At 67.2% G+C, this 25,199-nt stretch carries 26 protein-coding genes; 13 read left to right on the top strand and 13 right to left on the bottom strand.

Going from position 1 to position 25,199, the window contains the following annotated elements; genetic code table 11:
- Nucleotides 1-20: 20 nt before the first annotated feature.
- Nucleotides 21-611 carry a DUF1203 domain-containing protein gene (locus ABIA71_RS01610; protein ID WP_354282556.1) on the top strand — a complete coding sequence of 197 codons (591 nt, stop codon included), beginning with the start codon at nt 21-23 and terminating at the stop codon, nt 609-611.
- Here ABIA71_RS01610 and ABIA71_RS01605 read toward each other — a convergent pair.
- The 3 genes from ABIA71_RS01605 to ABIA71_RS01595 are packed head-to-tail and all read right to left on the bottom strand — an operon-like array spanning nt 569 to nt 2,189.
- Nucleotides 569-1,117 (bottom strand): GNAT family N-acetyltransferase, encoded by a 549-nt coding sequence (locus ABIA71_RS01605; RefSeq protein WP_354282554.1) that lies wholly within the window; start codon nt 1,115-1,117, stop codon nt 569-571. The two genes, ABIA71_RS01610 and ABIA71_RS01605, sit on opposite strands and share 43 nt — an antisense overlap.
- A gap of 54 nt (nt 1,118-1,171) precedes the next feature.
- Nucleotides 1,172-1,822 (bottom strand): hypothetical protein, encoded by a 651-nt coding sequence (locus ABIA71_RS01600; RefSeq protein ID WP_354282552.1) that lies wholly within the window; start codon nt 1,820-1,822, stop codon nt 1,172-1,174.
- Nucleotides 1,823-1,877: 55 nt separating this feature from the next.
- Nucleotides 1,878-2,189, bottom strand: coding sequence for a hypothetical protein (locus ABIA71_RS01595; RefSeq protein WP_038688959.1), 312 nt, complete (start codon nt 2,187-2,189; stop codon nt 1,878-1,880).
- Between the two features lie 119 nt (nt 2,190-2,308).
- Here ABIA71_RS01595 and ABIA71_RS01590 point away from each other — a divergent pair, with 119 nt between their 5' ends.
- The 5 genes from ABIA71_RS01590 to ABIA71_RS01570 all read left to right on the top strand — a co-directional run bounded on the left by ABIA71_RS01590 (nt 2,309) and on the right by ABIA71_RS01570 (nt 6,046).
- Nucleotides 2,309-2,719 (top strand): g-type lysozyme inhibitor, encoded by a 411-nt coding sequence (locus ABIA71_RS01590; protein WP_354282550.1) that lies wholly within the window; start codon nt 2,309-2,311, stop codon nt 2,717-2,719.
- Between the two features lie 2 nt (nt 2,720-2,721).
- Complete coding sequence (locus ABIA71_RS01585) at nt 2,722-3,390, top strand: hypothetical protein (RefSeq protein WP_354282548.1); 669 nt, start codon at nt 2,722-2,724, stop codon at nt 3,388-3,390.
- Nucleotides 3,391-4,267: 877 nt separating this feature from the next.
- A complete protein-coding gene (locus ABIA71_RS01580) occupies nt 4,268-4,510 on the top strand; it encodes a hypothetical protein (RefSeq protein WP_354282546.1) in 243 nt (80 codons plus the stop codon).
- Nucleotides 4,511-4,642: 132 nt separating this feature from the next.
- Entirely contained in the window at nt 4,643-5,509 is an 867-nt protein-coding gene (locus tag ABIA71_RS01575) for an endonuclease/exonuclease/phosphatase family protein (protein ID WP_354282544.1), read from the top strand.
- A 153-nt stretch (nt 5,510-5,662) separates the two neighbouring features.
- Nucleotides 5,663-6,046 (top strand): VOC family protein, encoded by a 384-nt coding sequence (locus ABIA71_RS01570; RefSeq protein WP_354282542.1) that lies wholly within the window; start codon nt 5,663-5,665, stop codon nt 6,044-6,046.
- A gap of 1 nt (nt 6,047) precedes the next feature.
- On the opposite strand, the gene ABIA71_RS01565 is transcribed toward ABIA71_RS01570, so the two are convergent.
- From ABIA71_RS01565 to ABIA71_RS01535, 7 genes are all read right to left on the bottom strand, one after another.
- Entirely contained in the window at nt 6,048-6,314 is a 267-nt protein-coding gene (locus ABIA71_RS01565) for a hypothetical protein (RefSeq protein ID WP_354282540.1), read from the bottom strand.
- A 155-nt stretch (nt 6,315-6,469) separates the two neighbouring features.
- Nucleotides 6,470-7,900, bottom strand: coding sequence for an efflux transporter outer membrane subunit (locus ABIA71_RS01560; RefSeq protein ID WP_320488147.1), 1,431 nt, complete (start codon nt 7,898-7,900; stop codon nt 6,470-6,472).
- Nucleotides 7,894-8,631, bottom strand: coding sequence for an SDR family oxidoreductase (locus ABIA71_RS01555; protein WP_128096148.1), 738 nt, complete (start codon nt 8,629-8,631; stop codon nt 7,894-7,896). Before ABIA71_RS01555 ends, ABIA71_RS01560 begins: the two co-directional genes overlap by 7 nt.
- Nucleotides 8,632-8,656: 25 nt before the next feature.
- Complete coding sequence (locus ABIA71_RS01550) at nt 8,657-11,827, bottom strand: efflux RND transporter permease subunit (RefSeq protein ID WP_354282538.1); 3,171 nt, start codon at nt 11,825-11,827, stop codon at nt 8,657-8,659.
- A gap of 160 nt (nt 11,828-11,987) precedes the next feature.
- On the bottom strand, nt 11,988-13,202 hold the full coding sequence (locus ABIA71_RS01545; protein WP_354282536.1) for an efflux RND transporter periplasmic adaptor subunit: 1,215 nt from the start codon (nt 13,200-13,202) through the stop codon (nt 11,988-11,990).
- A 90-nt stretch (nt 13,203-13,292) separates the two neighbouring features.
- Entirely contained in the window at nt 13,293-14,066 is a 774-nt protein-coding gene (locus tag ABIA71_RS01540) for an SDR family NAD(P)-dependent oxidoreductase (RefSeq protein WP_354282534.1), read from the bottom strand.
- Nucleotides 14,063-14,290, bottom strand: coding sequence for a hypothetical protein (locus ABIA71_RS01535; RefSeq protein WP_038688981.1), 228 nt, complete (start codon nt 14,288-14,290; stop codon nt 14,063-14,065). Before ABIA71_RS01535 ends, ABIA71_RS01540 begins: the two co-directional genes overlap by 4 nt.
- 142 nt (nt 14,291-14,432) lie before the next feature.
- On the opposite strand from ABIA71_RS01535, the gene ABIA71_RS01530 reads away from it, so the two are divergent.
- Both ABIA71_RS01530 and ABIA71_RS01525 read left to right on the top strand, forming a co-directional pair.
- Entirely contained in the window at nt 14,433-15,455 is a 1,023-nt protein-coding gene (locus ABIA71_RS01530) for a LysR family transcriptional regulator (protein WP_128096144.1), read from the top strand.
- A gap of 312 nt (nt 15,456-15,767) precedes the next feature.
- Nucleotides 15,768-18,809 carry a TonB-dependent receptor gene (locus ABIA71_RS01525; protein WP_354282531.1) on the top strand — a complete coding sequence of 1,014 codons (3,042 nt, stop codon included), beginning with the start codon at nt 15,768-15,770 and terminating at the stop codon, nt 18,807-18,809.
- A 121-nt stretch (nt 18,810-18,930) separates the two neighbouring features.
- On the opposite strand, the gene ABIA71_RS01520 is transcribed toward ABIA71_RS01525, so the two are convergent.
- Both ABIA71_RS01520 and ABIA71_RS01515 read right to left on the bottom strand, forming a co-directional pair.
- Nucleotides 18,931-19,626, bottom strand: a complete 696-nt coding sequence (locus tag ABIA71_RS01520; RefSeq protein WP_128096143.1) for a YiaD family glycine zipper/OmpA-like lipoprotein — start codon at nt 19,624-19,626, stop codon at nt 18,931-18,933.
- A 136-nt stretch (nt 19,627-19,762) separates the two neighbouring features.
- Nucleotides 19,763-21,178 carry a cryptochrome/photolyase family protein gene (locus tag ABIA71_RS01515; RefSeq protein WP_354282901.1) on the bottom strand — a complete coding sequence of 472 codons (1,416 nt, stop codon included), beginning with the start codon at nt 21,176-21,178 and terminating at the stop codon, nt 19,763-19,765.
- Between the two features lie 141 nt (nt 21,179-21,319).
- Between ABIA71_RS01515 and ABIA71_RS01510 the strand changes: the two genes are divergently transcribed.
- The 5 genes from ABIA71_RS01510 (at nt 21,320) to ABIA71_RS01490 (ending at nt 24,779) form a co-directional block, all read left to right on the top strand.
- Nucleotides 21,320-21,898, top strand: coding sequence for an SMI1/KNR4 family protein (locus ABIA71_RS01510; RefSeq protein WP_354282529.1), 579 nt, complete (start codon nt 21,320-21,322; stop codon nt 21,896-21,898).
- Nucleotides 21,899-22,079: 181 nt separating this feature from the next.
- Entirely contained in the window at nt 22,080-23,153 is a 1,074-nt protein-coding gene (locus ABIA71_RS01505; RefSeq protein WP_354282527.1) for a catalase family protein, read from the top strand.
- A gap of 116 nt (nt 23,154-23,269) precedes the next feature.
- Nucleotides 23,270-23,899 (top strand): superoxide dismutase, encoded by a 630-nt coding sequence (locus tag ABIA71_RS01500; RefSeq protein ID WP_354282525.1) that lies wholly within the window; start codon nt 23,270-23,272, stop codon nt 23,897-23,899.
- Nucleotides 23,899-24,462 (top strand): flavin reductase family protein, encoded by a 564-nt coding sequence (locus ABIA71_RS01495; RefSeq protein ID WP_354282523.1) that lies wholly within the window; start codon nt 23,899-23,901, stop codon nt 24,460-24,462. The genes ABIA71_RS01500 and ABIA71_RS01495 overlap by 1 nt, the downstream gene beginning before the upstream one ends.
- Nucleotides 24,453-24,779: a tetratricopeptide repeat protein gene (locus ABIA71_RS01490; protein ID WP_354282521.1), complete on the top strand. Its 327-nt coding sequence runs from the start codon at nt 24,453-24,455 to the stop codon at nt 24,777-24,779. The genes ABIA71_RS01495 and ABIA71_RS01490 overlap by 10 nt, the downstream gene beginning before the upstream one ends.
- A gap of 6 nt (nt 24,780-24,785) precedes the next feature.
- On the opposite strand, the gene ABIA71_RS01485 is transcribed toward ABIA71_RS01490, so the two are convergent.
- Nucleotides 24,786-25,181 carry a hypothetical protein gene (locus ABIA71_RS01485; RefSeq protein ID WP_354282519.1) on the bottom strand — a complete coding sequence of 132 codons (396 nt, stop codon included), beginning with the start codon at nt 25,179-25,181 and terminating at the stop codon, nt 24,786-24,788.
- Between the last annotated feature and the right edge of the window lie 18 nt (nt 25,182-25,199).

Raw genomic sequence — 25,199 nt, 5'->3', positions numbered from 1 at the left:
GGGCCGCGCAGCCCGATGGTGTGGCGTCCGAAGATGGCGAGCAGCACCCGCCGCATCGCATCAGGATGGGGTCACACCAGGAGACCCCCATGCACCGTTGGCATCTGAGCGGCCTTGACCACCGCCAATTCGAACACCTCTTTGAGGGGAATGACCGCGACCTCGCAGCGCGCGGGATCGTGCGCTGCGTGGCCACGCAGGACCACGGATTTCCCTGCCGCATCAGCCTGGTCGACGCGCGCGTTGGCGAAGAGCTGTTGCTGCTTCCCTACACGCACCTGGCATCCAACTCGCCCTACCGCGCATCGGGACCGGTGTTCATCCGGCGCCAGGCAGTACGCTGCGTATTGCCACCCGGTGTGGTGCCGCCCTATGTGCACCGCCGGCAGATGTCGGTACGCGCCTACGACGTCCGTGCGTTCATGCTCAGCGGGCAGATCTGCGACGGCAGCGAGGTAGCCGCGGCGCTGGACCAGCTGTTCGATGATCCCCACGTGCATCAGGTCCATCTGCACAACGCCGGGCGCGGCTGTTTTTCCTGCCGCGCCGAACGCAGCGATACCGAGGATCAGCGCGACTCGATGCCACCGTCGGCCGCGATCAACCCATAAACGTCGAAGTCACGGGCAACACCCCGTACCTGCCGGAAGTGGCGCAGCCGGCCTTCGTGCTGGAAAACACAGCGGCGCAGCACGGCGGCGGAAGCCATGTTGGTGTCCAGCACGCAGGCCTGTATGCGATGCCAGCCGAAGGCCGCCAACGCCCATCGGCTGACCGACTGGCACAGTGCGCTGGCGATCCCACGCCCCCAATACGCAGGGCAGAGTTCGTAGGCGATTTCTGCGGTGCCATGCGGCCACTGGATGCTGTGGAAGCCGATGCTGCCCACCAAGGCACCGGCGCGGTCCACGACTGCCATGCGAATCTGGGTGGGCGCGCGGGGTGTTTCCAGCGCGTCGAACAGCGGCGCCAGATCGTCTACGGAGGAGAGCTGCCAGCTGGTATGTTCCAGTACGCCCGGTTGCGTCAGGCAGGCATACCAGTCGTCGGCGTCGCCCCGCACCAGGGGACGCAGGCTGACCTCGGGGTGTCCGGAAGGTGGAATGCGGTTGCACATGATGCGGAGTGCCGATGCGGTGTCCCTCAATCTGCCCTCGACACACCCAATGGGTCAACCGGCAGCGGCGCTCAGGTGCTTGTGGAACAGCCGCATTTCTTCCGCGTGCGGCACGTGCTCCAACAGCGCCTGGTAGCGCGCCTGCAGCGCGTCGTGCGCTGAGCGGCGGTTCAACAGATACAGCGCGGGATAATCGGTATTGGCTTCAATCCAGTCCACTGCGTCGACGCTGCGAAACCAATGCAGCGACAGCGTGACGCTCGCCGACAGCTGCGCCTGCCAATCGGACAGTTCCTCGAGGCTGTCGAACGCACGCAACCAGATCCCGAAACGTGCGTTGAAGGCCTCCAGCGTCTCCGCGTCATCCCGGAGGCTCCGCCAATCGGTCAGCTCCGCCACCACCGGGTTGGACACACGCGCCTTGATCGTGGATTCGACGAGTGCGGGCGGCCAAGTCTCCGGATAGTGGAATGCCTCGTCGCGCAGCGCCTGCTCCAGCACGGCGTTCACCCCCGCCATCAGCCCGCGATCGAGCAGGCCAAGGGTGAGGTGGAGTGAGTACCACCCTTTCTGTTTGGACAACCCCACCGTGTAGCGGTGAGTCCGGCCGGACGCACTGACGCGCTCGAAATGCCGCCCGCGCTTCAGCACGAATCCCGCGGCGGCGAACTCGGCGGCGACGGCATCGGTCAGCGTCTTCAACATAGCCTGGGGGGCCTGGGTCACGCGTTACGCGCCTTGTGACGACGCCGACGCTTGCTCATGGCAGGGTGAACTTCCGGGCCATGCGCAGCGGCCACACCGAGGTGAACTGCGCGCCGCCCACCAGCCGGTAGGCCGCCGAGACGCTGTGCAGCACCCCAAGCCGGTCCAGCACGTCCTTGGCCCGCCGGAAGACCGAGCGCGGGTCATCGGTGAACATGAACAGGTTGATCTCTTTGGCGCTGATGTCGTGGCCGTCCAGCGCCGCCGTCGCGCCCAGAACCTGGCTGAGTTCGGCCTCCAGGGTGGCCAGGAAGGCCTCGTCGTCCAGCGACTTTCTCCAGAACTTGATCACAAGCTGGTAATCCATCGGGGGCCTGCCGTTCAAGAAGGGAACCGCCAAGGTTACCCTCCCTGGCGTCATCGACAACACCTTGATGTGCGGGCGATCATGCTCCGGTCATCCCCTCCCGGACAGCGAAGATTGCCATGGCCCCCTTCCGTTCGATTCTGTTGACCGCCCTGCTCGCACTGACCCCGGCCCTGGCCGGCGCGGCCGACAAGGTGACCACCACGCCCGTGCAGTTCGCCAAGGGCACCAGCAGCGCCACGCTGCGCGGCACCGTTGCCGGCTACGACACCGTCCGCTACACAGTCGTCGCACGCGCCGGCCAGACCATGACCGTCACGCTGGCGGGCAGCGCCAACGCCAATCTCAACGTGTACGCGCCGGGCGTGGTGCCCGGCCAGGGCGAGGCACTGGGCAGCACCGATGAGACGCGCCGCTGGACCGGCACCCTGCCCGCCTCCGGCACCTATGTGGTCCAGGTTTACCAGATGCGTGCGCAGGCACGACGCGGCGAGAAGGCACCGCATACGTTGACCATTACCATCCGCTGACCATGGATTTCCTGAAACTGCTCCGGTCGCTGGAAGAGTTTCTGTACGAACTCTGCACGTGGTTTCTGTTCTTTCCGCGCACGTTGTACCGGGTAATCGTGCACCCGCGGCGCATGGCGCAGTACGTCAACACCGAACTGACCCAGAAGCTGGACAAGCAGTTCGACGATGCGATCAGCCCGCCGATGTTCCTGATGCTGGCGGTGCTGGTCGCGCACGGCGTGGAGCTGCTGATGCACCAGCAGGTCACCGGTACCGGGCAACTGTCGCGCACGGTGTTCGGCAATGAGGAAAGCCTGCTGCTGTACCGCTCGATCACCTTTGCGGTGTGGCCGCTGATCAGCAGCGTGCACCTGCTGCGGCGCAAGAAGGTGGCCATGACCCGTGAATCGCTGCGCCGTCCATTCTTCATGCAGTGCTACCTGACCGCGCCGTTCGCGGTGGCGCTGTCCACCAGCATGGTGTTCGTGCGGCTGCCCGGCGCGCTGTCCACCCAGATCGGCATCGCGGTGTCGGTGCTGTCGCTGGTCTGGTATGCGGTGGTGCAGGCCGGCTGGCTCAAGGTGGCCCTGCAGCGGTCGTGGCCGAACACGGTGCTGTCGACCGTCTGGGTGCTGATGCTGGGGGTGGCCATCAACAGTCTGATTGGCTGGATCCTGCTGGCCAACTGAATGTGCGGCAGCGCGAACGGAGGGTTTCGCGCGCTCACCCACTGCAGGCGCAGGGCCCCACCCAGCTGAGGCCCTGCCGCGACCTATCCGCCGCAGCTTTCGGTGCAGCGCTCGCGCGCTTCAGCGCACACTGCGGCATTCTCGCCGCTGTCCATGCAGGCAAAATACGCGCGGGTGCACCCCCAGTTGCACGGGTTCGCCGGAAGGGCGTAGGCCGTGGCGCCAAGACAGGCGGAAGAGAACACAGCGACGGCGACCAGACGTTTGAATCTGCGCATTGCGTATCACTCCTTGATAGGCCCAATGGTTGAGCGAATCAAAACTAGCGCATCGCGCTGACCGCATATGGAATGGGCGTCACGAAAGGTTGTAAGTAACTTCCTACCCCAGCCCTCGACGGGCGCCGCGGGCCTCGCCCTTCACGCGCGACGCGGACGCCGGTTGATGAGCGCACTGCCACGGGGTAGCCTCGACCTTGCCCAAGGAGGGCGGACAACGGAAGAGCGCATGAAAATTGGACTCAGGCTGTCTGTTGCGATTGCTTCAATTGCATTTACGTTGGGAATGGCCACGGCCACGGCCCAGCCCTATCCGTGCAGTATCTGCTACACCAACTACCGGGCCTGCCAGGCCGCGGGAACCGGTGAAGGCATCTGTTTCGGCACATTTTCTCGCTGCATGAGGGGCGCCGGGTGCGCGCTTCCGTAAGGGATTGATACGCCGTCACGCCAGCCCTCGTCTGAGAGGGCTGGCGTCAGTTATCACTCCTGCTCATCCACCGCTCTGCAGCCTGGCCTTCGCACATGGATTGCCCCGCCCGTAGCTGCATGCTAAACAGCGCAGGCGCATGTGCGCTGCAGAAGCAAGGATGATGCTGATGAAACTGCATTTGGCCGCGATGGCCACATTGGTAATCACGTTGGCCGCCAGCGGCACCGTGGGCATGGCCGACGCCTCGGCACAGGATGGGTATTTCACCGAGTGCGTCCCGTTCATGGTTGCCAAGTATGTCTACCACCAGCGATGCACTACGTATTATCTGGACGAGAATGGCAATCGCCAGGTAGCCAGCGTCTACCACATCGACCAGGACGGGCAGTGGTACGTGCCCAACGAGTAAGACGGCGGCGTTGAGCCGCACGGGGCAGGCGCACGCTGCCTGCCCCTCCAGCCGCCAACAGGTGCAATTCCCCCGCGGCCCCGTTCCATGCGACCCTTCGGGGAAACGTTTTCATGGGATGGAGGGATTCCAATGTTGTCTCGTTTTCGTCGTACCGCGCTGCTGGCCCTGATGGCCCTGTCATTGCCCGCTGGCCACGCACTGGCCGAAACGGCCGCCCCGTTGCGGGTGATGTCATTCAACGTGCGCACCCCTGTGGATACCGAGCCCGGCCGCCGCTGGGACGACCGCCGCGATGCGATGGTCAGCCTGCTGCGCGAGCAGCACCCGGCGGTGTTCGGCACTCAGGAGCTGGTGCAGAAGCAGGCCGACTATCTGGTTGAACACCTGCCCGGCTACCGCTGGTTCGGCAAGGACCGTCGCGGCGGCACGGGCGATGAACACATGGGCGTGTTCTACGACAGCGCGCAGCTGACGGTGATTGAATCGGGGGATTTCTGGTTGTCCGATACGCCCGATGTGCCGGCCAGCATCACCTGGGGCAACCTCATGCCGCGCATGGTCACCTGGGCGTTGTTCCAGCGCCAGGCCGACGGCAAGCGCTTCTACCTGCTCAACACCCACCTGCCCTACCGCGACGAGGACGAACCGCGCCGCGTGCTGGGCGCCAAGCTGATCGCCACGCGCCTGGCCACCCTGCCCAAGGACATTCCGGTGGTGGTCACCGGTGACTTCAACAGCGAACCGGGCAGCACTACCTACCAGGCATTCACCGCGGTATTGGGCGATGCCCGCAAGATGGCCGCCAAGGTCGAGGGCCCGCGCCTGACCTTCCACGACTTCACCGGCAAGCCGACCGTGGAACTGGACTGGATCCTGGTGCGCGGCTTCAAGGTCGACCGTTTCCAGACGCTCGACGATGCGCCCGGCGGCGTGCTGCCCTCGGATCATTATCCGGTGCAGGCCGAACTGGTCTTCCCGGCAACGACGGCGCGCTGAGCCGCCCCCCCTCTGGCCACGCCGCACGCCGCGGCGCGGCCAGGTCGTCGCGGCAGCGGCAGCGGCGTGAAACGACGCGGGCGGGGCTACGTCACGCCACGTCGATGCCAGCGGTGCGATACCGGCAGCCTCGCACCCTCGGAGCTTTCCACCATGGCACACCGCAGCCGCCTGGCCGGTTTCATCATCGATTGCCACAACACCGCCGCCGACGAAGCCGCCGCCTTCTGGTCGGCCGCACTGGGCTACCGCGCCCAACCGGCCTACAGCGAAGAAGGGGCCGAGTACGCCGATCTTGTTGGCGCACCGGCCGGTCTGAATGTGGAGGTGCAACGCGTCGAGCACGCGTCACGCGTGCACCTGGATATCGAAAGCGACGACATCGACGCCGAGGCCTCGCGCCTGGAGGCGCTGGGCGCGCGCCGGATCGGCTTCGTCAAACGCTGGTGGGTGATGGAAGCCCCCACCGGACACCGGTTCTGCATCGTGCGCATGCGCGATGGGCAGGAGGGCGCGGCGGTCAACCACTGGGACTGATTCACGGCCTGCGGTGGCTGGCGTGCTCCCCCAGCAGTCGGCACACCGCCAGATGCTGGTCGCGCGCCTGGCAGATCCTCGCCACGACGGCGATGAACACGCCGATCACGAGCACGCCGATGTCCAGCAGCGTGTCGGGCAGCCTGGCAAAGCCCAGTGCCACCATCAGGGCGGCCAGCACCAGCAACGTGATCGCGCCGGGCGACAGTGCCGCCTGCCCGTTCTGGGCGGGGGTGGCGTCGCCCCGCCACGGGTTGGGTTTGATCATGGGAGCGTTCCCGGCAGAAGGGGACGCTTTGTATCATCTGCACTGATGTGTGCGGCAGTGGCAACGCCGCCAATGGCCGCTTTTTGGGCTCCCATCGCGGCAAACTCTGACGCTGCGCACATGTGAGGGCGGCCAGGCCGCCCTCACCTGCCAGGTCAGCGGAGTGTGCCGGCCACTGCCGGCGGTGCTGCATCCTGCTGCTGGCCCCAGCCGCCCAAGGCCTTGTATACCCCGACCACGCTGACGTTGACCGTGGATTCGGCCGCCGCCAGTGCGTCATCCGCCGCCAGCTGGGTGCGTTGCGCATCCAGCAGGGTCAGGAAGTCTTCGGAACCTTCCCGATAGCGGATCTGCGCCAGCTGTTCTGCACGCCGCGCGGCCTGCGCCTGCTCGGCCACGATGGCCAGCCGCGACTGCTGCTTGGCATACCGGGTGAGCGCATTCTCGGTGTCTTCCAGCGCCAACAGCACCGCCTTTTCATACTCGGCCGCTACGCCGTCGGCCTGCGCCTTGCTGGCACGCAGGCGCGCCCGCACGGTTCCGAAATCGAACGCGGCCCAGCTGATCGACGGGGTCACCGACCACGCCTTGTTGGCACCGTTGACCAGGCCGCTGGCGTCGCCGGACAGGAAGCCGACGAAGCCGGTCAGGCTGATCCGCGGGAACAGGTCGGCCGTGGCCACGCCCACGCGGGCAGTAGCGGCGGCCAGGCGGCGTTCGGCACTGCGTACGTCGGCACGCTGGCGCAGCAGGTCGGTGGTGTCACCCAACGGCAGCTGCTTGGCGTAGGCCGGTACCTCGCGCGGCTGCAGCAGTTCGTCCAGCGCATCCGGACGCTGCCCCAGCAACACCGCCAGCCGGTGCCGCGACTGCACTTCGGCCACTTCCAGCAGCGGGATGTCGGCCTCGATCGCCTTCAGGCGTGCGCGGCTGCTCTGCACATCCAGCTCGCTGCCGGCACCCAGTTCCCAGCGTGCCTCGGTCAGGCGCTGGGTATCGCGCAGGTTGACCAGGGTGCGCTTGGCCACGTCGATGCGCTTCTGCGAGCCACGCAGTTCGAAGTAGTTGCGCGCCACTTCGGCGGCCACGGTGACCTGGGCGTCGGCCAGGTTGTCCTGCTCGGCACCCAGGTCTGCGCGCGCCGCTTCGGCGGCACGCCGCTGGCGACCGAACAGATCCAGCTCCCAGCCGGCGTCGAAGCCGAGCTGGTAGGTTTCGCTGAAGACGCGCTCGCCGCCCACGGTGGCATCGGGCTGCTTGCGGCGGTCGTAGCTGCCGCCGGCGGTGACGTGCGGCAACTGGTCCAGGCGCTGTTCGACGAACACCGCGCGCGCTTCCCGCACGCGGGCCATCGCAATGCGCAGGTCCAGGTTGGTGCCGAGTGCGTCATGTACCAGCTGTTCCAGCACCGGGTCATCGAACTGCGCCCACCAGCTGGCGACCGGCGAGGCAGAGGTGAATACCGGCGCGGCGGCGCCCTGCAGGGTCACCGGCGTAGCCGGTGGCGCCTGGTAGTTGGGGCCGACGCTGACGCAGCCGGCCAGCAGCGCGCTGGTCACGGCCACGGTCAACAGGCGGATCACCATGGCAGCACCTCGCCGAGGTAGGTGAAGCTGCCGTTCGGGCCGTCGGCGCCGATCAGCGCCATGCCCACGCTGGAGCGTGCGCCTTCGCTGATCTCGATCTCGCCTTCGCCACCGTTCATGTCGGTTTTGACGTAGCCGGGGTGCACGGTGTTGACCTTGGTGGTGCCGTCGCGCAGCTCGTAGGCCAGCTGCACGGTCCAGGCATTCACCGCGCTCTTGGAGGCGTTGTAGGCCGGCACGGCGAAGCCATAGATCGGCGATCCCGGCTGGCTGTGCAGGGTGAGCGAACCGAGGATGCTGGACACGTTGACGATGCGGCCCGCCGGCGAAGCGGTGATCAGCGGCAGGAACGCCTGGGTCACGGCGATGACCGCGAACACGTTGGTGTCGAAGGTGTCGCGCCAGGTCTGCAGGGTCTGCGCCGACGGGGCCAGCTTGATGTCATCGAGCAGGATGCCGGCGTTGTTGACCAGGATGTCCAGGCGACCGTGACGTTCGGTCACGGTCTGCACGGCGGCGGCGATGCTGGCGGCATCACCCACGTCCAGCTGGATCGCCTCGACCGGCAGGCCTTCGGCCTGCAGCTTCAGTGCCTCGGCCACGGCGACGTCGCGCTTGCGCCCGGCCAGCAGCGTATGCACGCCGGCCTGGGCCAGCTGGCGGACGGTTTCCAGGCCGATGCCGCGGGTGGCACCGGTGACCAGGGCGATCGTTTGGGTAGCGGTATTCATGTACGAAACCTCGCGGGGGATGGGATCAATGGTGGATGGTGGGTTCGCCGTGGGTCACCAGCTGCCCGCCGCCGTTACGGCTGACGAACTTGCGCAGGGCCACGTAGAACACCGGGGTCAGGAACAGGCCGAACAGGGTCACGCCCAGCATGCCGGCGAACACCGTGATGCCGGTGACAGAGCGCACCTCGGCGCCAGCGCCATGCGAGAGCACCAGCGGGATGGTGCCGGCGATGAAGGCGATGGAGGTCATCACGATCGGGCGCAGACGCAGGCGGCAGGCTTCCAGCGCGGCCTCCACGATGCCCTTGCCGCCCATCTCCAGCTCCCGGGCGAATTCGACGATCAGGATCGCGTTCTTGCACGCCAGGCCCATCAGCACCACCAGGCCGACCTGCACGAACACGTTGTTGTCGCCACCGGTCATCCACACGCCGAACAACGCCGACAGCAGGGTCATCGGCACGATCAGGATCACCGCCAGCGGCAGCGACCAGCTTTCATACAGCGCAGCCAGCACCAGGAACGCCAGCAGGATGGCCACCGGGAACACGATGAAGGCGGCCTTGCCCTGGGTGGCCTGCTGGTAGCTCAGGTCGGTCCATTCGGTGGCCATGCCAACCGGCAGCACCTTGGCGGCGATGGCGGTGAGGTTGGTCATCGCTTCAGCCGACGACAGCATGCGCGGATCGGCTTCACCGGCCAGGTCGGCGGCCGGGTAGCCGTTGAAGCGCAGCACCGGGTCCGGACCGAAGGTTTCCTTGACGGTCACCATCGAGCCGATCGGCACCATCTCACCGCGGTCGTTGCGGGTACGCAGCTTGCCGATGTCCTCGACGCTGTCACGGAACTGCCCGTCGGCCTGGGCGATCACCTGCCAGGTACGACCGAACTGGTTGAAGTCGTTGACGTAAGACGACCCCAGGTAGGTCTGCAGGGTGTCGAACAGCTCGGTGAGCTGCACGCCCTGCGCCTTGGCCTTGACCCGGTCCACTTCGGCATCCAGCTGCGGCACGTTGGCCTGGTAGCTGGTGATCGGGAACGCCATGCCCGGCGTCTGCGCGACCGCACCCTGCATCGACTGCACCGCGTTCTGCAACGCGCCGTAGCCCAGGTTGCCACGGTCCTGGATGAACATCTGGTAGCCGTTGCCGTTACCCAGGCCGAGGATCGGCGGCGGCATCATCGCGAAGGCAAAGCCTTCCTGCAGCCCGGCGATCTTCTGGTTGATCTCGGCATTGATCTGCGCAGCGGTGCGGCCATGCCGCTCGTTGAACGGCTTGAGCGGAATGAACGCCACGCCGGTGTTGGGCGTGTTGGTGAACTGCAGCGCGTTCAGGCCGGGGAACGAGATGGTGTGCGCCACGCCATCGGTTTCCTGGGCGATCTTGGCCACCTTGCGCAGCATTTCATCGGTACGCGCGATCGACGAGCCTTCCGGCAGCTTCACGCCGGCGATCAGGTACAGCTTGTCCTGGGTCGGGATGAAGCCCGGCGGGACCAGCTTGAAGATGAAACCGGTACCCACCAGCAGCACCGCATACACCACGAACACCGCACCGCGGCGACCGAGGATCTTCGACACGCCGCGCTCGTACTTTTCCGAGCTGGACTTGAAGAAGCGGTTGAACGGACGGAACACCCAGCCGAACAGACGGTCGATGATGCGGGTCGGGGCATCCTTCGGCGCGCCGTGCGGCTTGAGCAGGCGGGCGGCCAGGGCCGGCGACAGGGTCAGCGAGTTGATCGCCGAGATCACCGTGGAGATGGCGATGGTGACCGCGAACTGCTTGTAGAACTGGCCGGTGACGCCCGACAGGAATGCCATCGGCACGAACACGGCACACAGCACCAGCGCGATGGCGATGATCGGGCCGGACACTTCGCGCATCGCCTGATGCGCAGCGGCCAGCGGGGTCAGGCCTTCTTCGATGTTGCGCTCAACGTTTTCCACCACCACGATCGCGTCATCGACCACGATGCCGATGGCCAGCACCAGGCCGAACAGGCTCAGCGTATTGATCGAGAAGCCCAGCAGGTACAGCGCACCGAACGTGCCCACGATGGACACCGGCACGGCGATCAACGGAATGATCGAGGCGCGCCAGGTCTGCAGGAACAGGATCACTACCAGCACCACCAGCGCGATGGCTTCCAGCAGGGTGGAGACCACCGCCTTGACCGAGTCGCGCACGAAGATGGTGGTGTCATACACCGCTTCGTACTTCACATCGGCGGGCATGGTCTTCTGCATTTCGTCCATGCTGGCCATCACCGCATCGCGGATCTCCAGCGCGTTGGCGCCGGGGGCCTGGAAGATACCGATGCCCACCGCGTTCTTGCCGTCCAGCTGCGAGCGCAGGGTGTAGTCGCCGGCGCCCAGTTCCACGCGGGCCACGTCCGACAGGCGCACCACTTCACCGTCGGTACCACTCTTGAGCACGATGTCGCCGAACTCCTTCTCGCTGCGCAGGCGGCCCTGGGCATTGATCAGGGTCAGGAACTGGCTGTTGGGCATCGGCTCGGCGCCGAGCTGGCCGGCCGAGACCTGCACGTTCTGCTCGCGCATGGCACCGACCACGTCGCTGGCGGTCAGGCCGCGCGCGGCCACCTTGTCCGGGTCCAGCCAGGCGCGCATGGCGTAGTCACCACCGCCGAAGATCTGCGCGTCGCCCACGCCCTGGATACGCGCCAGCGCGTCCTTGACGTGCAGGCGGGCGTAGTTGCGCAGGTACAGGGTGTCGTACTTGCCCTTGGGCGAGGTCAGGTGCACCACCATCAGGAAGGTGGGCGACTGCTTCTGGGTGGTCACGCCCTGGCGGCGGACGTCCTCGGGCAGGCGCGCCTGGGCCTGGGCGACGCGGTTCTGCACCTTCACCGCCGCTTCGTCCGGATCGGTACCCGGGCGGAAGGTGATGGTCATCTGCAGTACGCCGTCAGAGCCGGCCACCGACTTGAGGTAGATCATGCCTTCGACGCCGTTGATGGCTTCTTCCAGCGGGGTGGCCACGGTTTCGGCGATCACCTTCGGGTTGGCACCCGGGTACACGGTGCGCACCACCACCGACGGCGGCACCACTTCCGGGTACTCGCCGATGGGCAGCATCGGAATGGAGATCAGGCCGGCGGCGAAGATCACGATCGACAACACCGCCGCGAAAATCGGCCTGTCGATGAAGAAACGGGAAAAGTCCATGGGTGGATTCCTGGGGTTTCACCAGCGCCGGCGTGCACGACCCCGGCCGCTGTCGCAGGCGACAGCGGTGGCGGGTTCCCCTGCACGGGGCGATGGCAGTCACGGTAGAGCCGACCGTTGGCCGGCTCCTACGTAGAGCCGACGGTCAGTCGGCTGCTCTTCAGTTCTTTGCAACAACCGGCGCGGCTACCGGGGCGGCAACCGGCTGCATGGCCACGGCCTTGGCCTGCACCGGCATGCCGGGCATGAAGACCTTCTGCACGCCGTCGATGATCACGCGGTCGCCGGCCTTCAGACCCTGCTGCACGATGCGCAGGCCGTCGGCGTTGCGGCCCAGCGTGATGTCCTGGCGCTGTGCCTTGCCGTCCTTGTCGACCACGTACACATACTTGCGGTCCTGGTCGGTCAGCACGGCCTTCTCGTCGATCAGCATGGCCTGGAACTGGCCGCTGCCCAGCAGTTGCACGCGCGCGAACAGGCCCGGGGTGAAGGTGCGGTCGGCATTGTCCAGCAGCGCGCGAACGCGGATGGTGCCGGTGCTGCGGGTGACCTGGTTGTCGAGGAAGTCGACCTTGCCTTCATGCGGGAAGCCGTCCTCGCCCGACAGGCCCACCTTCACCGGCAGGTCGCTGTCACGCTCGCTCGGGCGCTCGCCCTTGCGGGCCATCTGTGCGTACCGCAGGAAGGTCGCTTCGTCGGCATCGAAGTACACGAACACCGTGTCCAGCGACACCAGCGTGGTCAGCACGCTGGCGCTGTCGCCGGCGGTGACCAGGTTGCCGGCGGTCACCATCGCGCGGCCGGCGCGGCCGTTGATCGGGGCGCGGACCTTGGTGAACTCCAGGTTCAACGCGGCAGCATCCAGCGCGGCCTGCGCGGCCTGCACGCTGGCACCGGCCTGGTCGGCCGCGGCGCGCCGCTGCTCCCAGGTTTCGGTGGAGATGGCCTGCTGATCGGACAGCTTCTTGGCGCGCTCGGATTCGCTGCGGGCCAGGGTGAACTGGGTGCGGGCACGCGCCAGTTCGGCGCGGGCGCGGTCGTACTCGGCCTGGTAGCTGCGGGCGTCGATGGTGAACAGCACGTCACCCTTCTTCACCTCGTCGCCTTCGACATAGTTGACCTTGTCGATGTAGCCGGACACACGCGGACGCAGCTCCACGCTCTGCACGGCTTCAACGCGGCCGCTGAAGTCGTCCCACTGGCTGACCGGCTTGATCAGCACCGGCGCTGCGCTCACCTGCGGCGGCGGCGGCATGCCGGCTTCTTCTGCGTGGCCACCGCTGCAGGCAGCCAGCACGGCGGCGGCGAGGATCGAGACGCCGGCCATGGCCAGCCGTCGGGTAAGACGATGCGGAGTGGAATTGGGGGAGGTCATGACATGCATCCGTACGGAGGGGTGGTATTCGAAAATCGGGGTAGTGCAGAACGTGGGTGGCGCATCCTGAGACCTCAACCTTGGTAAAGGTCAAGCAGCGCCAGCGGTGTCGCGCGACATCGGGGGAGGCCAATCCCGGTGCAGCAGGCCGCGCGGCAGTTCGGCATCGCGCGCGTCGCAGCGGACGATGGCGCGGTTGTCGGTACAGGTGTCCAGCAGCGAGACCAGGCGGCGGCCCACCAGCAAGGCGCTGGGCCACTCGATGCAGGCATTGGCTGCATTGGCCGGGGTGCAGACCGGGTTGCACACTTCCAGCATCTGCGCGCGCACGCCCAGCGCCTGCGCTTCCTGGTGCAGCACCTGCGCGTACATGCGCGTGGCAGACATGGTGATGGACGATTCACCGTGGCCGGCCCACGGCTTGAAGCCGGCCGGACCGCCGATCAACACGTAGCGCTGCGGATGGCTGCCACCGCGCAGCATCGGCAACAGGTGGCGACCGGCATGCACGTGCGGCATCACGTCGGCCTGCAGCGCCTGCAGCAGCGCGTCGCCACTGCGATCGGTCACCCGGCCGCGGTGGTACGGGCCGCCCATCGCATCGACCACCGCCGACAACGCGCGCCGGCGCGGCGCGATGCGCTCGGCCACCGTCTGCGCCGAGGCGTCGTCGCCGAAGGAACCCAGCAGGGTCTCCAGACCGGGCTCATCGGCGAACTGTTCCTGCAGGGCCGCCAGCCGACCGGGGTCGCGGCCGACCACCAGGACCGGGCTGCCGGCCTCCAGCAGCGCAGCCACGATGCCCTGGCCGACACTGCCGGTGCCGCCCAGGACAAGGACCTCGGGGGCCAGCGTCCCACTCATGGGACTTTCACTCCCGCCGCCGGGATAATCCCAATCCGGCCCAGTCGGCCCAGATCACGATTGCCCAGGCGCAGGCTGCCGCCGCGCTGCATCTTGGCGGGCGGGGTGAACTCTCTGAAAGCCTTGTAGGACAACGACGAGGGCCGCTTCTCAACGGTCATCGCCAGGTCCAGCGGGGCTGTGCGGCCGGTCAGTACGCGGCCAAGAATGTTCCGCAACCACATGGCGGAGGTCCTTCAATTCGGGAATGGCGCCAGATTAGTCCTCAAACTCCCACTTGATTAGTCCGGATTAAGGGGAATAATCGTCCCGTACCCGGCACAATCTTTCGGGCACCCTATCCCCTCCCCCGACTTCGGACCCGTCATGGCCCACGATCTCAACGACACGCTGATCTTCGTCAAGGTGGTCGAGCAAGGCAGCTTCATTGCCGCCGCCACTGCGCTTGGCCTGCCCAAGACCACGGTCAGCCGCAAGGTGCAGGAACTGGAGACGCGCCTGGGCGCGCGCCTGCTGCACCGGACCACGCGCCGGCTGGGCCTGACCGAGGCCGGGTCGGTGTACCACGAACATTGCCAGCGCATCGCGCGCGAACTGGAAGAAGCCGAAGGTGCGGTCAACCAGCTGCAGTCCGGCCCGCGCGGCTGGCTGCGTTTCACCGTGCCCTACTCCATCGGCATCACCTGGATCGCACCGCTGCTGGGCGAGTTCCATGCGCAGTACCCGGAAATCCAGCTGGACATGCACCTGGGCAACGAGAAGCTGGACCTGATTGCCGGCGAAGCCGATCTGGCGTTGCGCGTGGGCACCCTGCCCGACTCCAACCTGGTGGCGCGCAAGCTGGGCAGCCTGCGCACCCAGGTATTCGCCAGCCCGGCCTACATCGAACGCTACGGCGAGCCGCTGCATCCGGACGAACTGCAGTTCCATCGCATCCTGGCGATGCGCAAGGCACGCAATCTCAACAACAACCGGTTCTTCTGGCAGCTCGGCGAAAACGGGGGCGACCTGCGCGACTTCCCGGTCAATCCGCTGCTGGTGGCCAATGATCCGTCCGCGCTCAATGGCGCACTGGTCTGTGGCGAAGGCTTGCTGCTGACCGGTGACGTGATGGCCAAGCCGTTCGTCGAATCGGGCATGGTGCGCCGCGTACTGGCCGGCTGGACCGGCCCGGAAGTGGACTTCAACGCGGTGTTCGCCGGCGGCCGGCTGGTCTCGCCGAAGGTGCGTGCGTTCGTCGACTTCCTGGTGGCCAAGCTCGACTTCGACGCCAACTACATGCTGGCGCAGTGCCCGAACGCGAAGTTCGCCAAGCAGCAGAGCGCGCAGGCCGAAGAGGAACTGCAGGCCACCGGCAAGCGGATTCTGGAAACCGTGACCGCGCCCTGACAGCGCGCTGTCCCACCGGTGGATTAACGATCCACTTCCACGCATGGCCGCCTTCGGGCGGCCATGTCGTATCTGGCCCTGTCTGCGCGAATTGTCGTCATTGACGTCCTTGCGCACTGCATCCATTGCACTCCTGCCGATGCGTTCACCGCGATCTGCATCACGTCTTTGATCATTCCAATCGCTGTTTCTCCGACCCCCGTCACATTGGAGCGCACTGCCGCGAACCACTGCGCACTTCCACTGTCTACGCGGCGTTAGGTTCCGCCCTCGCGACCTGGCCAGCCCGGCCGGATGCACTGGAGGCGAACCATGCACCACCCGTTCCGCGCACCGATCCAACCGCGCAAGACCCCCCTCTCCCTGTTGCTGGTGGCCCTGCTGTCGCCGCTGCCGGCGTTGGCACAGAGCACGGTCGGCGACATCCTCGGCCATGTTCCCGGTGCCACCCAGGGCACGGTGCAGATCCGGCACCTGGACGCCGGCACCACGCGTGAGACCCGGATCAACCCTGACGGCCGGTTCCGCCTGCCGGCACTGTCCACCGGCCCATACGAGGTCCGCATCACCCGCGCCGATGGCAGCACCGAGCAACGCCAGGTGACCGTGGTGGCGGGCCAGACCACGCAGGCGGACTTCGCCCGGGCGGCCACGCTGGAGACGGTCACAGTGCGCGCCAGCGGTGCCTCGCCGATCGATCTGGGCAGCGTGGAAACGCGCACCACCTTCACCGCCGAGCAACTCAACGCGCTGCCGGTGGCACGCGACATCACCAGCATTTCGCTGCTGACACCGGGCACGGTGGCCAGCAGCAGCTTCTTCGGCCCGGCCTCGTTCGGCGGCGCATCGGCTGCTGAGAACAGCTACTACGTCAACGGCTTCAACGTCACCAACCTATTCGACAGCCTGTCCTTCGCCGAAGTGCCGTTCCAGGCCATCGACCAGTTGGACGTGCAGACCGGTGGCTATGGCGCGCGCTACGGGTTTTCCACCGGCGGGGTGACCAGCGTCAACGTCAAACGCGGCACCAACACCTGGAAAGGCGGCTTCAGCTGGACCACCGTGCCCTCGTCGCTGCGCGAGAATGCACCCGATACGCTGCGCAGCGACGGCAGCATCCTGCGCTCATACGACAACAACAGCAGTTCCAGCGACGTGGCCAGTGCCTGGGCCGGTGGCCCGCTGATCGAGGACAAACTGTTCGTGTTCGCGCTGGGCAGCCTGTCCCGGTCGGACAGCACGACGTTCGGCGGACGGACGGCCAGCGGCCCGCGTCGTGCCGGCGATCCAGACACCCCGGTAGCTCCCGCCTCACTGTCGGCGTCGTCGCAGGACTACCGCTCGCGCGACCCGTACTGGCTGTTGAAGCTGGACTGGTACCTCAATGATCGCAACCACCTGGAATACACGGGTTTCGACAACCGCCAACGCTACCGCTACGACTATTACGACGCCGAGTACAGCAGCGACCAGCCCGATGGCGAGCCCGGCAAGCGCGACTACCGCGGGCGCAAGGAAGGCCGTGCCGGCGGTACCACCCACGTCTTCAAGTGGACCAGCCAGCTCACCGACGACCTCACCGCCAGCGTGCAGCACGGCCGCATGCGCAATCACACCGGCGAGTACACGATCAGCCCGGATGGCAAGCGCGGCGACTACGACGGCGATATCAACGCCCCCGACGGCGAATGCCCGTACGTGGTTGACCGCGTGCTCGGCAAGCAGGTCGGTTGCGCGGTCGCCAGTCAGCTGGGCCTGGGTAGCGGCAGCAACGAGCGCCGCAACACCCAGGCCGACCTGGTCTGGCAGGTGGGCAACCACCAGCTGGGCGGCGGCTACAGCAAGGAAGACTGGACCTCGGTCCAAGGCACGGCGTATTCCAGCGGTGCCTACTGGAACCTCTATCCGAATTACGCCCAGCGCATCAATTTCCGCACCGGCGGCACGATCGGCGTCAAGCAGGCGTCGTGGTACCTGGAAGACCACTGGCAGGTCAACGACCGGCTGATGCTGTACGCCGGGCTGCGCAATGACTCCTTCGACAACCGCAACGGCAGCGGCGCCACGTTCGTCAAACAGGACAACATCTGGCAGCCGCGGCTGGGCCTGTCGTGGGATCCCACGGGCACCGGCGACAGCAAGCTGTATGCCTCGCTCGGCCGCTACTCGTTGCCGATCGCGGCCAACGTGGCGCTGCGTGCGGCCACGGCCTCGTACTACACCATGGACTACTTCACCTACGACGGGTATGACCCGGTGACCGGCAAGCCGAACATCACCGGCTCCTACCGCGACGGCAGCGCCGACGGCGTGGTCAACGGGGCCGATGGCAGCACGCCCAACCCGCGTGCGGTCGCCTCGCAGGGTCTCAAGCCGTACACCCAGGACGAACTCATCCTCGGCTATCAGAAGCAGCTGCGCTCGGATACCGACTGGGTGGACGGCTGGACCCTGGGCGCCAAGCTCACCCTGCGCCGGATCAACCAGGTGATCGATGACACCTGCGATTCGCGTGCGCTGTACAACGCTGCCAAGGCGGCCGGCTATGACGTCTCGCATTGGGACAGCCAATGGGAGGTGCCCAGCGGCCTGCCCGGCTGCTGGCTGTACAACCCGGGCAGCGACCTGGTGCTGGACATCGACGTGGACGGCGACGGCACGCCCGACAGCATCCGGGTTCCAGGCGAGGACCTGGGGCCGAAGGCCAAGCGTCGCTACACCGCGTTGACCCTGTCGGCGGAAAAGCGCACCGACCGGTGGTATGCCAGCGCCAGCTACACCTGGGCCAAGCTGCACGGCAACTACGAAGGGTTGGTGAAGAGCACCAACGGCCAGGATGACACCGGCACCACGTCTGACTTCGATTTCAAGGAGCTGTCCTACGGCGCCGACGGCTACCTGTTCAACGACCGCCGCCACAGCATCAAACTGTTCGGCAGCTACCAGCTGAGTCCGCAGTGGCAGGTGGGCGCCAACCTGCTGGTGCAGTCGGGCACGCCGATCAGCTGCCTGGGCGGCGGCAACGGCACCTTCGGTACCGACTTTGGCTACCGCGGGGTGTTCCACACCTGCAACGTGGGTGAGGACGACATCGCCAGGCTGGGCAGCAGCGGCCGTACCCCGTGGACGATGACGTTCAACCCGAACGTGGTGTATTCGCCGGCGGCGCTGCCGGGGCTGAGCGTACAGCTGTCGGTGATCAACCTGTTCAACGCGGTCAAGCCGGTGCAGGTGTACGAGCGGCGCTACGACGTCAATGCCGCCGGGACAATCACCGACTACTTCGACTACGGCAAGGCGCGCTACAACACCACGCCGCGTTACGCACGGTTGCAGGTGCAGTACGACTGGTGAGGGATGCGCAGGTAGATGCGCGTGATGTACCGGCCAGCGGCCGGCACCCACAAAAATGCCGCCTGCAAGGGCGGCATTCTGCTCCGGCCTTCAGCCGGACCCGTCAACAACGCGTTCCGCGTTATTGACGCAGCGGAATCACCCGGATTTCCACGCGGCGGTTCTGCGCGCGGCCGGCGTCAGTGCTGTTGTCGGCGATCGGGTAGGCCTTGCCGGCACCCAGCGTTTCGATGCGGGCACCCTGAACGCCCTGGGCGGTCAGGTAGGCGGCCACCGAATCGGCACGCTCCTTGGACAGGCGGTTGTTGACCGCATCGCTGCCGATGCTGTCGGTATGGCCCACCACTTCGATCATGGTCTGGTTGTACTCGGCCAGGGTGCTGGCCACGCCATTGAGCGAGCTGTAGAACTGCGGCTTCAGCGTGGACTTGCCGAAGTCGAAGGTGATGCCGTCCGGCAGGTTCAGGGTCAGGTTGTCGCCGTCGCGGGATACGTCGATACCGGTGTTGGCGGTACGTTCGCGCAGGGCGCGTTCCTGACGGTCCTGGTACTGGCCGATGGCCGCACCGCTGAGCGCGCCGATACCGGCACCGATCATTGCGTGCTGGCGGCGCTCGGTGGCGCTGTTGCCACTGAGCAGGCCGGCGGCCACGCCCACGGCAGTACCGATCAGCGCGTTGCGGCCGGTCTTGTTCTGCTGCTGGGTGGGGTTGCCGTACTGATCGGACTGGGTATACGAGCCGCCGGTGGCGCAGGCCGTCAAGGCAGCGGCGGTCATCAGGGCCAGGGCCACGTTACGGGTTGCGGGTCGAATCATGGTGTTCTCCTTGGTTACCGGTCTACCGGCTTGCGAGCGCCCAAAGGATAAACACGCAGACGCGATGCCGGCATGACGATGCGAACGCCTGCCGGCTCCCCGTTCAGCTTTCTGAGCGGGGCCCGCGCGGCCGGGTTTACACGCTGCCGGTGTGACGGTAGGCGGCCAGTGCGGCATCGCGTCCCGCGGCCAGGTCGACCAGTGGCAGCGTGGGATAGGTCGGCGCGTGCTCGGCCAGCAGGTGCGGATGCTGCCACGGCGCAAAGCGGGCCTTGAGCGGCAGGGAGGCCAGCTCGGGCACCCAGCGGGTGATGTAGCGCGCCTGCGGATCGAACTTCTCCGACTGGGTGACCGGGTTGAAGATGCGGAAATACGGCGCGGCGTCGGCACCGGTACCGGCCACCCATTGCCAGCCCATCGTGTTGTTGGCCAGGTCGGCATCCACCAGGGTGTCCCAGAACCAGCGCGCGCCGTCGCGCCAGTGCTGGCGCAGGTGCTTGCACAGGAAGCTGGCCACCAGCATGCGCACCCGGTTGTGCATGTAGCCGGTGGCCCACAGTTCGCGCATGCCCGCATCGATGATCGGAATGCCGGTACGGCCCTGCTGCCAGGCCTGCAGCTGTGTGGCGTTGGGCGGCGCCCAACCGAACCCGTCGAAACGCGGGTTGAGGTTGTGGTCCGGGGTCTGCGGGAAGTGGTGCAGCAGGTGGTAGGAGAACTCGCGCCAGCCCAGCTCGCGGATGTAACCGTCGATGTCGGCATCACGGCTGGCACTGCGCTCGTCCTGCAGCCGGCGCACGATCTGCCAGGGCGCGATCTCACCGAAATGCAGGTGCGGCGACAACAGCGAGGTGCCCACCCGGTCGGGCAGGTCACGTTGCTGGCGGTACCCGTTGAGCGCGCCGTCGATGAACACCGTCAGTGCCTCGTGCGCGCCGGCTTCACCGGGCTGCCAGTGGTCCCAGAACTGCGCGTCCCATGGCAGCAGCGCGGCCAGCTGCAGCGCGTCCAGTGCAACGCCCTGCACCGCGTGCGCGGGCAAGGTTGCCGGCAGCGGCGTGGGGGACGGCACCTGCAGGCGGGTCAGCGCGTTGCGCCAGAACGGGGTGAACACCTTGTACGGGTTGCCCTGGAGCGTGGCGATATCCCACGGCTCCAGCAGCAGGCTGCCGTTGTGGCTTTCGGCGTTGATGCCCTGCTCGCGCAGCGCGCGCTTGATGGCCGCATCACGCGGCTGGGTGGCCGGTTCGTACTTGCGGTTCCAGTACACGGCCACCGCCCCGGTCTGCGCGATCAGGCGCTCCAGCTCGGCTTGGCTGTCGCCCTGGCACAGCACCAGCGCCGAGCCGCGGGCGCGCAGGTCGGCGTCCAGTGCCGCCAGCGAACGGTGCAGCCAGGCATTGGATGCGCCGCCCGGCGCCCAGTCGCCTTCTTCGTGCGGCGCATGGATGTAGACCGGTACCGGCACATGGCCGGCATCCAGCGCGGCCTGCAGGGCCGGGTTGTCCTGCAGCCGCAGATCACGGCGAAACCACACCAGCGCTACCGTCACAACCATCACCCAGGCGAAAAAACCGTGGCCATGATAGCCAGCAGCGGTGAAGAACACGCACTGGCCGGGCGCCACGCAGGGTTTGTGTGCCGCATCGATGCTGGCTAGTCTTCGCAGTCCCGCTCCGGATGGACCCGCACCATGCACGCACTGCACGCTTCGTTTGCCCGCTTCGGCCCACTGAAGGCGCAATCGCCCGACCTCTGGCAAGGCGACGTCGCGCTGCCGCCGGCGCTGGCCGCGTTCTATGCGCAGGTCGGTCCGTGGGGCGAGACGGTGCATGCAAGCGTGGGACCGGTCGGCATCAGCGTGCCCGGCGTGAACGTCGAATTCCCGCCGCTGCATCGCTTGTGGGCGTTGCAGGCGGGCTATCGCTGGGAAGGCGATACCGGAGCGCGCATCGCGGACTGGCCCGAACAGTGGCTGGTGTTCGCCGACCAGAACGCCGATCCCTTCATCCTCGACACCCGGACCGGCCAGGTCCTCTTCGCCTTCCACGGTGCAGGGACGTGGGACGCCGCGGTGCTGGCCGATGACCTGCCCACCTTCCTGGCCGTCCTCGCCTCGGTGGGAAACGTGTACCAGGCGGCCGGAGAGGCGCTGGAAGACGACGACGGCGAGCTTCGCCCCGAGCATCGCGACGCGGCCCTGCAGGCAGCGGCGGCCGTCCTGGGCGACGACGAGGCGGCCGGTACCTTCTTCGACACGCTGGAGTGGTGATTCCAGCAGGGGGCGCCGGGTAACGGGCCGCGTCCTTCGCACGGCAGCCATGCGCCGTGCACCGCCCTTGCACGCGGCGGCGTCCAAGGTGGCGGCATCCCATGCCCCAGCCGGCTGCTGCCAGGGCGTCATCCATGGTCACGCCAGCCGGCACCTCCTCCCGTTGCCAGGATGCCGCCCCATGACCCCGTTCGCGCCCGCCGTTGCCTACTCGCCCGACGTTGAACATCGCGCACCGGACGAAGAAGAGACCATCACTGCCCTGGCCAAGCTGTTCACCGACATGGCCAGCACGGTCGCCGAGCATGAAGGCCATGCGCATCGGGCGGTGCACGCCAAGGGCCACGCGCTGCTGCGCGCCCGCTTCCAGGTGGCGCACGACCTGCCCGCTGACCTTGCCCACGGGCTGTTCGCCCGCCCCGGCGCGTATGACGCCCTGGTGCGGCTGTCATCGCCGCCGGCCGAGCAGCTGCCCGACAGCGTGTCCACGCCGCGCGCGATGGCAGTGAAGATCCTGGGCGTGCAGGGCGAGCGCGTGGAGGGTGGCGATGAGCAGCACAGCCAGGACTTCCTGATGGTCAACGGACCGGCGTTCACCACACCGGGCGTGCAGGGCTTCCTGCGCTCGGCGAAACTGCTGGCCGCCACCACCGAGCGCATGCCGCGCACCAAGCAGGTGCTGTCGGCCACGTTGCGCGGCGCCGAGGCCGCATTGGAAGCGGTGGGCGGGAAAAGCGCCACCCTGAAGGCACTGGGTGGCGAACCGCAGCATCATCCGCTGGGCGAAACCTTCTTCACCCAAGTGCCGTTCCTGTACGGGCCGTACATGGCCAAATTTTCCTGGGCCCCGGTGTCGCCCGCCCTGCTGGCGCTGACCGGGCAACCGCTGCCGTCCGGCGAGGACGCCCAGCGCGACGCCATTGCCGCGTTCTTCGCCACTCTGACCGCACCGGTAGCATGGGAACTGCGCGTGCAGTTGTGTCGCGACCTGGCACAGATGCCGATTGAAGATGCGTCCGTGGTCTGGCCGGAAAGCGTCAGCCCGTTCGTTCCGGTGGGGCGCCTGTTGATCGATGCACAGCCGGCGTGGAGCGCCGACGCAGCCGCGCGCGAGGATGCCCTGGCCTTCGCCCCGTGGCACGCGCTCGCTGCGCACCGGCCGCTGGGCAGCCTCAACCGCGCGCGCCGGGTGGTGATGGCGGCTTCGCGGCAGTTCCGTTCGCAGTTCAACCGTTGTCCTATCCACGAACCGTGACCGGCCACGGCACCGGCACCGGCGACCCACCGATGGCTGAATCCCTGCGCCAGCACGCTTGACCTCAACCGCGCTTGAGGTCCGAAGATGCCGCCTCCCCTCACGGAGTTGTCTCGATGCCCTACACCCTGCCCGCCCTGCCCTACGCCTACGACGCCCTGGAGCCGCACTTCGACGCGCAGACGATGGAGATCCACCACGCGCGCCATCACCAGACCTACGTCAACAACCTCAACGCCGCGCTGGCCGACGCCGGCATCGCGGCGATGCCGGTGGAACAGCTGATCGCCGATATCGAGGCGCTGCCGGAAAGCGTCCGCACCGCCGTGCGCAACAACGGCGGCGGGCATGCCAACCACAGCCTGTTCTGGACCGTGCTCAGCGCCGACGGCGGCACGCCCAGCGGCGCGCTGGCCACAGCGATCGAGCGTGATCTGGGCGGCTACGATGCCTTCAAGGATGCGTTCACCAAGGCCGCGCAGACCCGCTTCGGCAGCGGCTGGGCCTGGTTGACGCTGGGGCGCGACGGTCGCCTGCTGGTGGAAAGCAGCCCCAACCAGGACAGCCCGTTGATGGGCGCGTACGCCAACCTGTCCGGCGGCACCCCGATCCTGGGCCTGGACGTGTGGGAGCACGCCTACTACCTGCACTACCAGAACCGCCGCCCCGACTACATCGGCGCGTTCTTCAACCTGATCAACTGGGCCGACGTGGCACGTCGCTTCGAGGCGGCGGGCGGGCGCTGATGCGCACCGGCCCGGCATTGGACGCGGCGGCCATCGCCGACGCCGCCGACGGGACCGGGCCGGAACCGGCGGCGTTGCGCCACGTCTTCGGACAGTACCCGACCGGCGTGGCGGTGGTCGCCGTGCATGGGGCGGCGGGCAATCCGGTGGCGATGACGATCAACTCGTTCACCACGCTGTCGCTGCGGCCACCGTTGGTGGCATGGAGCATCGGCGAACACGCCGTCGACCTGCCGAGGTTCCGCGACGCGCCGCACTTCGGCATCAGTGTCTTGTCTTCAGCGCAGGAAGCCGTGGCGCGCCACTTCGCCGATCCGCGGCGTCGCCGCACGCCAACCGGGACGGACGTGCTCGACATGGGGGGTGCCGCCCCCCGGGTGCGCGACGCGGTCGGCTGGCTGCTGTGCACGGTGGAGCGCAGCGTGCCGGTGGGCGACCACCTGTTGATCCTGGGCCGGGTGGTCTGCGTGGAGGCGGCACCGGGCGCGGCGCTGGCCTACCACCGCAGCCGCTATACCCCTATCGATGGCCGCGCCGACGTGGAGGCTTCGCCATGGACATGACGGCCCTGCAGCGCATGCTCGACGCCGGCCGCGACAGTGCACTGCTGCGCTTCAGCCTGGGCAAGGGCCTGCTGGATGCGGGCGAGCCTGCCCAGGCGGCCGCGCACCTGCAGCGCTGCGTGGCACAGGACCCGGCCTATTCGGCGGGCTGGAAACTGCTGGGCAAGGCCTGGCTGGCTGCCGGCGATGCCGATGCGGCGGCGCGGGCGTGGCAGGAAGGCATCGCCGTGGCGCAGCGCAACGGCGACAAGCAGGCGGAGAAGGAAATGACGGTATTCAAACGCCGTGCGGACAAGGCGGTCGCCGCGCGCGGTTGAGCGCGGCTAGGGCAGCGGCGGGGGCGTGGGCACGCGCTGGGATACCACCAGCATGTGACCCAGCGGCACCATCACCGGCAGGCCAAGCACACCGACGAAGGCCAGCGCGTTGAGCCGGTTGAAGAGGCTGGCCACCAGCAACGCTCCCAGGCACAGCAACACGCCGGTGCCGGTGCACCAGCGTGCCCAGCGCGGTGCACCGCGCAGGGTCAGGCCATCGAGCAGGAAGCCGAACGCAAGTCGCCAGAAGCCGACCAATGCCACGCTGGCCAGCAGCACGCCAACCAGCATCGGTGCGTAATCCGGGTGGCCGGTGGGGCGCGACAGGAACAGCAGGCCGATGCCATCGAGCACGGTCACGGGCAAGGCCAGCACCAGCAGTTCGAGTATCAGCAAGGTCACGCCACACCCGTCTGCCCA

This window comes from Stenotrophomonas sp. 2619, assembly GCF_040548725.1.
GTDB lineage: Bacteria > Pseudomonadota > Gammaproteobacteria > Xanthomonadales > Xanthomonadaceae > Stenotrophomonas > Stenotrophomonas maltophilia_AP.
The sequence above is the reverse complement of the archived record's forward strand: the minus strand, read 5'-3'. Positions and strand labels throughout refer to the sequence as shown.

What these genes read in the sequence shown, in the direction of transcription:
- ABIA71_RS01525 (WP_354282531.1), top strand. Translation starts at nt 15,768, where the DNA reads ATGCACCACCCGTTCCGCGCACCGATCCAACCGCGCAAGACCCCCCTC.
- ABIA71_RS01550 (WP_354282538.1), bottom strand. Translation starts at nt 11,827, where the DNA reads ATGGACTTTTCCCGTTTCTTCATCGACAGGCCGATTTTCGCGGCGGTG.
- ABIA71_RS01585 (WP_354282548.1), top strand. Translation starts at nt 2,722, where the DNA reads ATGGATTTCCTGAAACTGCTCCGGTCGCTGGAAGAGTTTCTGTACGAA.
- ABIA71_RS01530 (WP_128096144.1), top strand. Translation starts at nt 14,433, where the DNA reads ATGGCCCACGATCTCAACGACACGCTGATCTTCGTCAAGGTGGTCGAG.
- ABIA71_RS01605 (WP_354282554.1), bottom strand. Translation starts at nt 1,117, where the DNA reads ATGTGCAACCGCATTCCACCTTCCGGACACCCCGAGGTCAGCCTGCGT.
- ABIA71_RS01600 (WP_354282552.1), bottom strand. Translation starts at nt 1,822, where the DNA reads ATGTTGAAGACGCTGACCGATGCCGTCGCCGCCGAGTTCGCCGCCGCG.
- ABIA71_RS01565 (WP_354282540.1), bottom strand. Translation starts at nt 6,314, where the DNA reads ATGATCAAACCCAACCCGTGGCGGGGCGACGCCACCCCCGCCCAGAAC.
- ABIA71_RS01540 (WP_354282534.1), bottom strand. Translation starts at nt 14,066, where the DNA reads ATGAGTGGGACGCTGGCCCCCGAGGTCCTTGTCCTGGGCGGCACCGGC.
- ABIA71_RS01505 (WP_354282527.1), top strand. Translation starts at nt 22,080, where the DNA reads ATGACCCCGTTCGCGCCCGCCGTTGCCTACTCGCCCGACGTTGAACAT.
- ABIA71_RS01500 (WP_354282525.1), top strand. Translation starts at nt 23,270, where the DNA reads ATGCCCTACACCCTGCCCGCCCTGCCCTACGCCTACGACGCCCTGGAG.
- ABIA71_RS01595 (WP_038688959.1), bottom strand. Translation starts at nt 2,189, where the DNA reads ATGGATTACCAGCTTGTGATCAAGTTCTGGAGAAAGTCGCTGGACGAC.
- ABIA71_RS01520 (WP_128096143.1), bottom strand. Translation starts at nt 19,626, where the DNA reads ATGATTCGACCCGCAACCCGTAACGTGGCCCTGGCCCTGATGACCGCC.
- ABIA71_RS01535 (WP_038688981.1), bottom strand. Translation starts at nt 14,290, where the DNA reads ATGTGGTTGCGGAACATTCTTGGCCGCGTACTGACCGGCCGCACAGCC.
- ABIA71_RS01580 (WP_354282546.1), top strand. Translation starts at nt 4,268, where the DNA reads ATGAAACTGCATTTGGCCGCGATGGCCACATTGGTAATCACGTTGGCC.
- ABIA71_RS01545 (WP_354282536.1), bottom strand. Translation starts at nt 13,202, where the DNA reads ATGACCTCCCCCAATTCCACTCCGCATCGTCTTACCCGACGGCTGGCC.
- ABIA71_RS01555 (WP_128096148.1), bottom strand. Translation starts at nt 8,631, where the DNA reads ATGAATACCGCTACCCAAACGATCGCCCTGGTCACCGGTGCCACCCGC.
- ABIA71_RS01510 (WP_354282529.1), top strand. Translation starts at nt 21,320, where the DNA reads ATGCACGCACTGCACGCTTCGTTTGCCCGCTTCGGCCCACTGAAGGCG.
- ABIA71_RS01560 (WP_320488147.1), bottom strand. Translation starts at nt 7,900, where the DNA reads ATGGTGATCCGCCTGTTGACCGTGGCCGTGACCAGCGCGCTGCTGGCC.
- ABIA71_RS01495 (WP_354282523.1), top strand. Translation starts at nt 23,899, where the DNA reads ATGCGCACCGGCCCGGCATTGGACGCGGCGGCCATCGCCGACGCCGCC.
- ABIA71_RS01590 (WP_354282550.1), top strand. Translation starts at nt 2,309, where the DNA reads ATGGCCCCCTTCCGTTCGATTCTGTTGACCGCCCTGCTCGCACTGACC.
- ABIA71_RS01570 (WP_354282542.1), top strand. Translation starts at nt 5,663, where the DNA reads ATGGCACACCGCAGCCGCCTGGCCGGTTTCATCATCGATTGCCACAAC.
- ABIA71_RS01490 (WP_354282521.1), top strand. Translation starts at nt 24,453, where the DNA reads ATGGACATGACGGCCCTGCAGCGCATGCTCGACGCCGGCCGCGACAGT.
- ABIA71_RS01575 (WP_354282544.1), top strand. Translation starts at nt 4,643, where the DNA reads ATGTTGTCTCGTTTTCGTCGTACCGCGCTGCTGGCCCTGATGGCCCTG.